10 protein-coding genes and 1 pseudogene are annotated in these 10,952 nt (G+C 67.3%); 5 read left to right on the top strand and 6 right to left on the bottom strand.

Annotation, left to right across the window (positions count from 1 at the left end):
* Nucleotides 1–357: 357 nt before the first annotated feature.
* The 5 genes and pseudogenes from ACIPK3_RS23860 to ACIPK3_RS23840 form a co-directional block, all read right to left on the bottom strand.
* On the bottom strand, nucleotides 358–882 hold the full coding sequence (locus ACIPK3_RS23860) for a MepB family protein (protein WP_402572653.1): 525 nt from the start codon (nucleotides 880–882) through the stop codon (nucleotides 358–360).
* A gap of 124 nt (nucleotides 883–1,006) precedes the next feature.
* A complete protein-coding gene (locus tag ACIPK3_RS23855; RefSeq protein ID WP_402572652.1) occupies nucleotides 1,007–1,669 on the bottom strand; it encodes a DUF4328 domain-containing protein in 663 nt (220 codons plus the stop codon).
* Between the two features lie 200 nt (nucleotides 1,670–1,869).
* Nucleotides 1,870–3,591, bottom strand: a complete 1,722-nt coding sequence (locus tag ACIPK3_RS23850) for an acyl-CoA dehydrogenase family protein (protein ID WP_402572651.1) — start codon at nucleotides 3,589–3,591, stop codon at nucleotides 1,870–1,872.
* Nucleotides 3,592–3,682: 91 nt separating this feature from the next.
* Nucleotides 3,683–4,249, bottom strand: a complete 567-nt coding sequence (locus ACIPK3_RS23845) for a PadR family transcriptional regulator (RefSeq protein ID WP_402572649.1) — start codon at nucleotides 4,247–4,249, stop codon at nucleotides 3,683–3,685.
* A gap of 83 nt (nucleotides 4,250–4,332) precedes the next feature.
* Nucleotides 4,333–4,869: pseudogene (locus tag ACIPK3_RS23840) on the bottom strand (hypothetical protein).
* Nucleotides 4,870–5,168: 299 nt separating this feature from the next.
* Between ACIPK3_RS23840 and ACIPK3_RS23835 the strand changes: the two are divergent.
* From ACIPK3_RS23835 to ACIPK3_RS23815, 5 genes are all read left to right on the top strand, one after another.
* Entirely contained in the window at nucleotides 5,169–6,557 is a 1,389-nt protein-coding gene (locus ACIPK3_RS23835; protein WP_402572648.1) for a hypothetical protein, read from the top strand.
* A 491-nt stretch (nucleotides 6,558–7,048) separates the two neighbouring features.
* The gene (locus ACIPK3_RS23830; RefSeq protein ID WP_402572646.1) at nucleotides 7,049–7,849 is read left to right on the top strand and encodes an IPT/TIG domain-containing protein; all 801 of its coding nucleotides are present in this window, start codon (nucleotides 7,049–7,051) and stop codon (nucleotides 7,847–7,849) included.
* Nucleotides 7,850–7,985: 136 nt separating this feature from the next.
* Entirely contained in the window at nucleotides 7,986–9,005 is a 1,020-nt protein-coding gene (locus tag ACIPK3_RS23825; protein ID WP_402572644.1) for an IPT/TIG domain-containing protein, read from the top strand.
* 29 nt (nucleotides 9,006–9,034) lie between these two features.
* A complete protein-coding gene (locus ACIPK3_RS23820; RefSeq protein WP_402572642.1) occupies nucleotides 9,035–9,322 on the top strand; it encodes a hypothetical protein in 288 nt (95 codons plus the stop codon).
* A gap of 13 nt (nucleotides 9,323–9,335) precedes the next feature.
* Nucleotides 9,336–9,512, top strand: coding sequence for a hypothetical protein (locus tag ACIPK3_RS23815; protein WP_402572640.1), 177 nt, complete (start codon nucleotides 9,336–9,338; stop codon nucleotides 9,510–9,512).
* 51 nt (nucleotides 9,513–9,563) lie between these two features.
* Here the strand turns inward: ACIPK3_RS23815 and ACIPK3_RS23810 are convergent, their stop codons facing one another.
* Nucleotides 9,564–10,736 carry a glycoside hydrolase family 3 N-terminal domain-containing protein gene (locus tag ACIPK3_RS23810; protein ID WP_402572638.1) on the bottom strand — a complete coding sequence of 391 codons (1,173 nt, stop codon included), beginning with the start codon at nucleotides 10,734–10,736 and terminating at the stop codon, nucleotides 9,564–9,566.
* Nucleotides 10,737–10,952 lie beyond the last annotated feature (216 nt).

Below are 10,952 nucleotides of genomic sequence, written 5' to 3'. Positions count from 1 at the left end.
GCCCGGGGTTCGGCCCGGGCGCGTGTTGTCATCCCTCGTGATGCCCTGTACGGCAGGCCACAGCGCGGCTCGGCGGATGGATGAGGGCCGAGCCGGGAAACGAACGAAGGAGTCGCGTCCGCATGTTGAGCGGACCGACGTGATTCACCCTATCCCTAAGAAATGGCGATTGATGACACGTCAGTGCCTTTCTTAGCAAGGCGCACCATAGGTGCGACAAGGATCACATCGGTCGCCGACGGGATGGTGAAGGTAAGAAACTCGAAAGAAAAAGATCTGCGAATACCCAAAGGCGCTTCACGGTCGACCAGGGGGCCTGATCGGGCATTGGCGGAAATCAGTCGGCGTGCCGGGCGGCTAAGGGTGGTACAGAGCGCGGGCGCGCGCGCCGTCGAGGGGCTCGTCAGGCCCGAGGGAAAGAAAGTGGTCCACCTGCCATGCCTGGGTGCCGCTTGCCTGGCGGCTGGTTGGGGTCACCCACGGTGGATAGACGCGGAAGCCCCGCTTTCCGCCGGAGCCGTTCCTGGACACGACGTCCCGCTCGCACAGCACCTCTCGGGGGAACACGAAGTGTCCGAAATGGCTGTCGTCACGGCTGCTGATGACGAAGAGGTCAACGCCGTCATCGGCGTCGAAAGGCCGGATCGGGCCTTGTGCGGATCGCTGCCACACGGTGACGAACTGGCCGACCTTCGTCGGGGTGGTCTTGGCCACGCGGAATCTGACCGACAGGCCGTCGAGCATGAAACCGTGAGCTGCGTACTCCGCGCTCTCCGGTTCGGGGACGGGCTGTGAGCAGGAAGAACCAATCGCGTCGTACACCAGTGTCCTGGCCGCCAGCAGGTCACCGTGCAGCCCTGCCCACGGCTGATTCGTCGCCATGCGTACATCCTGCCATCACGCCCGCCACGCACTGGCACGTCGACGGGAGGGCTGTCCGGCCGCCACCGCGCCACGGGGCGGCGGCCTCTGGACCACACCTGCCCGGTCACCCGGACGGAGCCGCTCAGCCCGGCGTCACACCGGCTTGTGCGCTCGAGGCGGCCGCCGTTACGGCGCGCACGACGAACACGGCGGCCACGGCCGCGCCCACCATCGCCGCGTCGGACACCAGCAGCGGCCACACCTCGGTGTAGGCCCGTTCGATGATCTTGTCCTTGGCGTCGGCGTACACCACACCGACACCGCTCGGCAGGCCCAGAAGCCACAGGCCCCACCACACGTTGAGTGCCGGCGGTACCCGGGTACCGCCGGTGCTCGTCCGGTAGGCGTCCGCGACGATCCCGCGGGGCACCCACAGATTCGCGATGGGCAGCCACCAGCCGATGTACACCCACAGACCGGTGTAGCGCGGCGGCTGTCCCGACAGGGCCCGCGCGTTGTCCCGGACCCGCAGGAGCCACGAGAGGAACATGACCGCGCAGAGCAGTACGGCGAACCCGCCCACCGTCGTGACGAAGTGGTACGAGTCCTCCAACGAAGTCAGCGGGCGGTGTTGGCCCTCGCCCTGGTCCGGCGGCCCGGAGGCCGGCTCCCCCGCCATGGCCAGTCGGATCTCCCACACCGCGCGCACCGTCCATGCGGCACCGGCGAGCAGGAGGGTGGCCACGGCGCAGTGGGCGGCGATCCGCAGCCTGGCTGTGCGTTCATCAACTATACGGTCGTTCACTCGTGCATCTTGTCCTACGAACCTGATCGAATCCAGGCCGTGCCGCGCGAGTGATGCGTCAGCGGCGGGAAAGCGGGCCGATGTTTTCCGTGCCGTGTTTTCGTTTCCGAAACAGCCGACTCGGGAAAATGTCGACCCGCTCTTCTCTTTTATCGCTTCGCAGCAGTAGTCACCGATACTCTGCGACGTAATAGAGGGATTTACGGAGTCATCTCGTAGGCACCGGAGAGGGCCTCCACGCGCTCCCAGACCCGTGCCGAGCGGTCCTCGTCGATGACCGGTCGGCGTACCGCGGACAGCGCCCAGGTCTGCTGTGCCTCGTTGGCGGAGTCCTTGCCGTGCAGTTCGACGGCGTGGGCGGAGAAGTCACGTACGAGGACGGCGAAGAGCTCGTCCAGCACGTCCGTGTCGAGGCCCGTCAGCTCGGCCTGCTCCAGGATGAGCTGGCCGTGGACGACGAGAGCGAACAACTGGCCGACGGCGAGAAGGAGGTCGAGGTCACGGCTCTGCTCGTCGTCCGGAGCCGCGGTGGTGACGAACTCGCAGAGGGCGTCGGCCTGTTCGCGGAAGCGGCGGATGTTGGGCACGTGGGCGAACGCCTCGTAGGCGGCGCGCCAGTCGTGGAAGCGGATGGAGCCCAGCCCACGGGCCGGACCCTGCTGGAAGAGGAACGTGTCGTCGGCGGCGTCGAGGCGGGTGGGTACGGCCGGGTAGTCGACCGGGCTGAGCAGGTGGTTGCGCATGAACTTGAGGATCAGCGCGAGGTTGACGTGGACCGTGCCCTCCAGCTTGGGCAGCCCGCGGATCTCGGTGGAGGCCTGCGCGAAGTACGTGTCCTTCTCGAAGCCCTTGGCGGCGATGACGTCCCACATCAGGTCGATGACCTTCTCGCCCTCGGTGGTCACCTTCATCTTCGTCATCGGGTTGAAGAGGAGGTAGCGCCGGTCGTCGGGGCCGGCGGAGCGGAAGTAGTCGACGGCGCGGTCGCTGAACAGCTTCATGCCGACGAGACGGACGTACGCGTCGGTCAGCTCGCGGCGGACGTGCGGGAACGCGGTGACGGGGCGGCCGTACAGGATGCGGTTCTGCGCGTGGGTGACAGCCTCGTACATCGCGTGCTCGCAGATGCCGATCGAGGCGGTGCAGAGGTTGAACTTGCCCACGTTGACGGTGTTGAGGGCGGCGTCGAAGGCGGCGCGGCCGGTGTGGAGCACGTCGTCCGGGGAGACGGGGTAGTCCTCGAGGCGGAACTCACTGACGAACTTCGAGGAGTCGACGACGTTCTTCACCACGTGGTAGGCGGGGTGGCGGCTGTCGGCGGCGAAGAAGACGTAACCGTCGGGCCCCTCGACATCGGTACGGCGACCGAAGACGGAGACGAGTCCGGCGGCGTTGCCGTTGCCTATGTAGTACTTCGATCCGGTGGCGCGGAAGCCGCCGTCGCCGTCGGGCTCCAGCAGCATGTCGGTGGAGTAGATGTCGGCGCCGTGGGCCTTCTCGGACAGGCCGAAGGCGAACACCTCGCCCTGGGAGAGGAGTTCGGCCGCGCGCCTGCGGGCGGCAGTGTTGTCGCTCTGCCAGACGGGGCCGAGTCCGAGGATGGTCACCTGCCAGGCGTACCAGTAGTCGAGGCCGTAGAAGCCGAAGATCTCGTTCAGGGCGGCGATCCGGGCGGTGTCCCAGCGCCTGTCCGAGTGGCCGGCGGCATCGGAGGCCGGGGTGAGGAAGGTCGAGAACAGCCCTTCCTTGGCGGCGAACGCGAGGAAGTCGGCCAGCCAGGCACGGTCGCGGTAGTCCTCGATCAGCCTGCGCTTGCCCCGGTCCTCGAACCAGTCGACCGTGGCACGCAGCAGCCGGCGGGTCTCCGGGTCGAAGTGCGCGGGGTCGTAGGTGCGGGGGTTGAACAGCAGGGAATCGGACATGAGGTCCACCTTCCGAAAAGTCGGGGATCGAAGGGTGCCGGTGCCCGGCCCTCGGGCCGGGGGCAGTGGCGGTGGTGACGGCGGGGTCGGTTCAACCGGGCGGGCGCCCGGGGCCGAGGCGGCGAATCGTGCCGAGTACGTCGTCGAGCCAGGCGATCGTCATTCGCTCGTAGGCGATGCCGCCGCGCAGCACTGCATGCTGGAGTTCCTGACCGGCGTCGGGTACGTCGGGCGCGTCGGGTCCCGTGAAATCGCGGCGCTCTCCGGCGAGATAGTGGTCCAGCCGGTCGCTGTGCACCTGCCGGTGCCGCTCGATCTCGCGGATCAACGCGGCGGGATCGTCGAAGGCGGCGCCCCGGATCTTCACGGCCAGGTCGTGCCGCACGCTCTCCGGTTCGATGGGCTCGTGCAGCCACTGGGAGAGGACGGTGCGGCCGGGGCCGGTGACGGAGTACTCCTTCTTGTCCGGCCTGCCCTGCTGCGGAACTTCACGGGCGTCGATCCATCCGTCGCTCTCCATGCGCTTGAGCACGCGGTAGATCTGCTGGTGCGTCGCGGTCCAGAAGTGGCCGATGGACCGGTCGAACCGCCGGGCCAGTTCGTAGCCTGAGCCCGGCTGCTCCAGCAGGGAGACGAGGATCGCGTGATCGAGCGCCATGCCCTCGATCCTTCTATGCAACTCGTTGCATAGACAAGCGGTGCTGCACGGGTGAGACGAGGCTCACCCGGGAGGCGCCCGCCTCAGTCCCCGTCCGCCTTGGTGAGGGCGTCGGCGATGAGGCGGGTGGCGAAGTTGGTGTCGTCGGTGAGGCGGTTGATGTGTTCCGCGAGCAGGAAGACGGTGGCTTCGAGCGGATTCATCTCCTCCCTGGTCCAGTACCCGTACTACTTGCGCCACAGGTTGGGGCTCAGGCCGGTACCCGCGGCGATGATCAGGCCCGCCATCGTGGGAATGGTCTCGGGTCGGACACTCTTCGGCATCCTGCGCATCGACGCCACGAGGTCGGGCACCACGCATGCGATGACGTCCTTGTCGTGGTCCTCATAGGCCAGCCGCAGCCACTTCATGAACAGGTAGATGAGCGTGCAGGCGCCGTCCAGCAGATCGTCGGCCCCCTTGGGACCCAGTGACGCCGTGTACTGGTCGATCAGGGCCTGCTGCTCGGGGTCGATCGCCGTCTTGCCGCCATAGACGGTCTTGAGCCGGGAGTCGATCATCATCAGCGCAGCACCTACGTCGCCGGCGGCCGCGTACTGGGGGTGACAGGGCGATGGCACTGGTTCCTCCTCGGACGACCGCGGTGGGCAGCGCGGCGTGCCCGCACAGTAGACCGGCACTGAACCAGAGGTCCGACGAATGAGGAGAAGGGACTTCTAACGGATGTATTCAGCGCTGCCAAGGTCTCGAACGCCGCAATCGAACGGATTCGTTCGCCCGTGGGCACCGTGATCGGTGTGGGCTGCTTGCATGACAAGCCGATCTGTGGCGGCATGTCAACATTGCTGCCGGTATTCCACGGTTACGTTGGTTCCTGCGGTCCGCATGTGCGGACCGTGCATCCCAGTGGAGGAATGCGATGAGCTGGCGGAAGGCGCGGGCCGGGGCGGTTGTGGCGGCCGGGGGGCTGCTCGTGGGCTCGGCGGCGTTTCCGGCGCATGCGGTGCAAGACGTGGCCTGTTCGACGTCGGCGCTGGTCACGGCGATCAGCGACGCAAATTCGGGCATGGACGCCACACTGGCGCTCACCCCGTACTGCGTGTACACGCTGACCAACTCCGACGGCTCGCTTCCTACGATCACCAAGCCGCTGGTGATCCACGGCCGCCACGCCACGATCCGCCGCGACCCGAACGCCACCGCAAACTTCCGCGTTTTCGACGTCGACGCGGCCTCCCTGACCATGGACGACCTGACCGTCATGAACGGCAGTGCGAGTCCGGGCGCCGGTGGTGGTGTGTTCCTCGGTGTCAGTGGCGGCTCCCTGACCACCACCGACGTGCGCTTTCAGGGCAACGCCGCAGACGTGGGCGGTGCGATCGTAGCCCTCGACGGCACTTCGGTCTCCCTCACCGGCGGCACGGTCGACGACAACAGCGCCACCGCCCAGGGTGGCGGCATCGTGGCCCTTGGGGCGGCCACGGTCACCCTGGACTCGCTGACCATGACCGGCAACCGCGCCGGCAGCAGCGCCGGTGGGGCGCTCCTCGACACCAGCCAGCAGGTCACCATCAAGGACAGCAACATCAGCCGCAACACCGGGAAGCAGGCCGGCGGCGGCATCGTCTTCGGCGGGTCCGACGAGTTGTCCATCACCGGCACCACGATCGCGGACAACCGGGTCCCGCAGAGCATCTCGGGCGGGGGCGGAATCCTGTTCGCTCCGGCCTCCGGCGGGAGCGGCTCGATCACGGACTCCACGATCAGCGGGAACACCGTCACCGGATTCACCGCCAACGACGGCTTCAGCAACCGTGGCGGCGGCATCTTCAGTGACGGCGGTCCGCTCACCCTGGACAACACCACGGTTTCCGGCAACCAGCTCATCGGCCCCTTCGGCCAAGGCGCGGGCATCGCGGCGGTCGGAGACATCTCGGCGGGCACGCTGGTCCTGCAGCACGGCACCGCGATCACCGGCAATCTGGCCTCCGGCACGCTTTCTCAGGGCGGCGGGCTCTACACCGACGACACCTTCGGCGCGGTGTCCGTGTCGGTGGCCGGCTCCCACATCGACGGCAACAAGGTGGGCGGCACCGGTTCCGCCGCCGGAGGCGTCTTCAACGTCGGCGGCGCGTACTCGTTCACCACCTCCAGCGTGAACGGCAACATGGCCCCGAGCGCCCCCGCGCCCGGCGGTGTCTCCACCACCGTGGCGATCACCAGCGTCGACGCTGCCAGCACCTTCACCGGCAACACACCGACCAACTGCCTCCTCAGCCCCCAACCCGTCACCAACTGCAGCGGCTGAGCGGGGATCGGGCTTTCCCCCTCCGGGGACCTGGCAGTCTCAAGCCGGACGCCATCTCGGGGTGGTGGTGAGACCACCGCCCGATCGTACTCCGGCTCACAAAATGGCATTCAGGCTTGTTAGTCGATAGTCACACTAACTCCCTATGGCCTCACATACGCCCTGTTGCCCACGTTGAACTTCTGGCGTAATGGCTTCAGGTGACGCTGGCAGCGCGCTCTCGGACTCGGCACCGGCCTCTTCCTCTCGGGATGCCCTCTCCTCCTGACTGAGGTCCGGTAAGCAGGTCTTCACAAAGCCGCCGCGCCTGGCACAGAGCGGGCTCAAATCCGTCCGCATCATGTCGAATTCACGAGCGTTCGCCGGTCTCGTCCGCTTTCTCCGCGACTTCACGTCCCGCCCGTACCACGGGTGCCTCTCGCGGACACGGATCAGGTACCACAGCGCCCTCCTGCCATTCCGCACTCACAGAACACAACCAAAGGAAAGACATGGCAACCATCACATCGTTGGTCGACACCACCACCTCAACCAACCAGGGCAAGGCCGGAGACACACTCCACATCAACGGCACGGGCCTGGGAACCACCACCAAGGTGACCTTCGGCTCGGTGACGGTCACCAGCGGGCTCACCGTCACCTCAACGCAGGTCTCCCTCACGATCCCCTCGGTGCAGTGCGCCGGCCAGGTCTCCGTCAGCGTGACCAGCAACACCAACGTCACCAGCAACGCGCTGCCCTTCTTCCTCATCTCGTCACCGAGCGCCACGGGCGTGAGCACCACCTGTGGGCCGACGGCCGGCGGAACCTCGGTCACGCTGTTCGGAAGCAACTTCCTCACCGGCACCGGCGTCACCGTCGGCGGTACCGCGGTCACCCCCACCCCCACTTTCTCCTCGGCCTCACAGGTCACCTTCACCACCCCGGCCCACACGATGGTCAACGCGTGCGTCGACACGGTGGACATCGCCATCACCACCGCCGGCGGCACGAGCCCTCCGACCAGCAACCTGACCCAGTTCTCCTACTACGCGGTCCCGGCCATCACCTCCCTGTCGCCCGACACGGGCACGGACGGTGACCTCATCACCATCAACGGGACCTGCTTCATCAACGTCTCCGCAGTGGAGTTCAGCGACGGGGACAACACCTTCGCCGCGGACTGGACGAGCTTCGGTTCCGGTCAGCTCACCGCCACCGTTCCCGCCGGACTCACCGCCGGCGCCGGAACCATCACGGTCACCACGTGCGGCGGACCCTCCAACGACGAGGACTTCACCATCCTCGTCTGACACCTGTCGCCGGGGACGGACGGACAGCACCACACTGTCCCGAGGCCACAACACGTGGGACATGGGGCAACGTCCCCGCCGCCTTGACCGAATCCGTCGGCCAGGGCGGCGGCCCAACGGCACGAGAAGGAGCGTCATGGCCCCACCCGTCGTGTCCAGTGTCAGCCCCAACCAGGGCCCGCCCCTGGGGGGCACCCCCGTCACCATCACAGGTAGCGGTTTCACCGGCGCCACCTTGGTCCGGTTCGGCGCCAACCCCGCCACGAACGTGATCGTCGTCAACAACACGCAGATCACCGCCACGACACCCTCCGGCAGCGGCACGGTCAATGTCTCCGTCACCACGCCTGGCGGTACCAGCAGCCAGACCGTGCCCTTCACCTACACCAGCGCCGGCATTCCAACGCTCACCAGTCTCAGCCCCACAGCGGGACCGGCGGCAGGCGGCAACACGGTCACCCTCAACGGCACCGGCCTCAACGGCGCCACCTCGATCCGGTTCGGCGCCAACCCGGCCACCAACGTGATCGTCGTCAACAGCACGCAGATCACCGCCACAGCACCCACCAGTACCTGCGCCGGCACGGTCAATGTCACCGTCACCACGCCGGTCGGCACGAGCAACCCGCTGCCGTACATCTATCTCGCCGCGCCGACCGTCATCGATCTGACCCGACACTTCGGCCCCAGCACCGGAGCCAACACGGTCGTCATCTTCGGCACCGGTCTGAGCCTCACCAGCGCCGTCAGCTTCGGCGCGAACCCTGCCACCGGTATCACGGTCGTCTCCGACAACCAGCTGACCGTCACCGCCCCGGCAGGCACCGGCACGGTCACCGTCACTGTCAGCACGCCTGGCGGCACCAGCATCCCGAACGGCGACACCTACTACACCTATCTCGCGGCGCCGGTCATCCAGACTCTCACCCCATCGCATGGACCGGACACCGGTGGCAACTCGACCGTGCTCACGGGCACCAATCTGACCTACACCGACACCGTGACCTTCGGGGGCGTCCCTGCCATGTTCGCCGCGATCTCCGACACCCAGGTGGTCGCCACCGTCCCCGGCGGGCCGCCCGGCACCGTCAACGTCATGGCACACACCCCGGGCGGAAACAGCAACCTTCTTCCCTACCTCTACGAGGTGTCGTAGCCCAGCCCCACGACGCACGGTGATCTCCCATGAACCTGGTGGTCCTGTTCCTCACCCTCGGCGCCATATGCCGCGTCACGCGTTTCATCACGAAGGACACCCTTGCCGCAGGCATACGTGTATGGGTGGCCGACCGATTCGGCGACGACTCCCGGCCCACCTACCTGGTCACCTGCGACTGGTGCGCCAGCATCTGGGTCTCCTCCGCCGCAGTCCCCCTCGCCCACCTCTTCGGCGGCACGACCTGCTTCCGGATCGCGGCGACAATTCTGACCCTGTCGTACGTCACGGGAGTCGCCTCGAACTGGCTCGACTGAAGGAGAACAACCAATGGGCTGCAACTGTGGCGGACAGGCACACTCCCACGGCCGCCGTACGGTCACCGTCTTCCGGCTGACGAAGTCGGACGGAACCCAGCACGACTACCTCACCTCACAGGAAGCCGACGCGGCCAACAAGCGATCGGGCAACGACGGCACCATCACCATCTTCACCCGCCCGGCCTGAGACGCCTCCGCAGTCGCCCTACCGGCGAGCTGCTGTCCGAGCCCATCGGCGTCAGCCGCAGGACAGCAGGCCCGCCTTCTGCTTGGCGGTCAGAACGCGTCGGACGCTCTGGTCCATCTGTGTGCGGAAGGCCGCGTTCTGCGTCATACGGGCCTGTACGGCCTTGGCCATGGTCGGGATCAGGTTGGGCTCGACGGTCAGTACCAGGTCTCCGCCGGCCGACAGGAAGTTCAGGGCGCGGTCCGCCGGAGGTACGTCCTTCACGGAGACCGCGTTGCCGAGGTCGTCGGAGATCACCACGCCCTTGAAGCCGAGGTCCTTGCGGAGCAGTCCCTGGATCACCGTGGAGGAGAAGACGGCCTGGTGCTTCGGGTCGATCTTGCTGTACTTGGCCAGGGAGATCATCACGAAGGGCGCGCCGGCCTTGATCCCCGAGCTGAACGGGGTGATGCTCGCGCTCTTGCTCGTCGTCACCGAGTCCACCACGTTCGCCGTGGTGTCCGTGTTGCCGCGGACAGAGCCAAGTCCCGGGAAGTGCTTGAGGGTTGCCAGAACCTTGGCCTGGGCGAAGCCCGCGGCGAACGCGTCACTGTGGGAGGCCACCGTCGAGGCCGTGTGGCCGAACTCGCGGTCGTACCGGCCTATCGGGCCGTTGTTCCTGCCCAGTCCGGCCGGGACGACGTCGGCGACGGGCGCGAGGTTCAGGTTGACCCCGGCGGCCTTGAGCTGCTCTGCCCAAGTGGCGGCCTCCGTACGGAGTTTCGAGGGTGACCAGCTTCCCTGGACCAGTCCGGTCGGCATGGTCGAGAACCCGGGGCCGGACAGCACCTGCACGTGGCCGCCCTCCTGGTCGGTGGACACCAGCAGGCCCACGCGATGCCCCGAGACCGTGTCGGCCTTCGCCTGGAGGCCGTCGACCAGGGTCTTGGTCGCCTTCGTACCCGACGTGCTGCGTCCCGCCAGGAACACCGATCCGACGTGGTACTGGCGCAGGATCTGGACCTGCTTCTGGTCCGGCTTGGAGGCGGCGACGGCGCCCATGAACAGCTGACCGACGCGCTGCGACTGCGACATCGCCCCGAAGACCTTGTCGACACAGGTCGCCGCAGTGCTCGCGGTCGCCGCGTCGGGGGGCGTCCGTGATGTCGGCGCGGCGTGCGAAATGCATGCGCCGCCCATGGTCGTGGCCGCCAGCGAGAGGGCCAGCAACGGCACGGGCCACACGGCCCGCCTCCCTCCGCGTCGGTGGGATGACGTCTGCCGCGTTGTCATGCGGAGCCCCTTCCGGTACGCCGACCATGGGCCGGGCGCCCCTTGCCCGGCCGTCGACAGCGGTCGCGCAGCCAGTGGGTTCCAACGTAACTCCATCGGACCACGTCCGCCTCCGCGCCTCGGTCCGCGCGGTCCTGGAGGCGCCGCCGATCCCCGTTGCGCGGATTC

Source organism: Streptomyces sp. NPDC086787 (assembly GCF_044745865.1).
Lineage (GTDB): Bacteria > Actinomycetota > Actinomycetes > Streptomycetales > Streptomycetaceae > Streptomyces.
The sequence above is the reverse complement of the archived record's forward strand: the minus strand, read 5'-3'. Positions and strand labels throughout refer to the sequence as shown.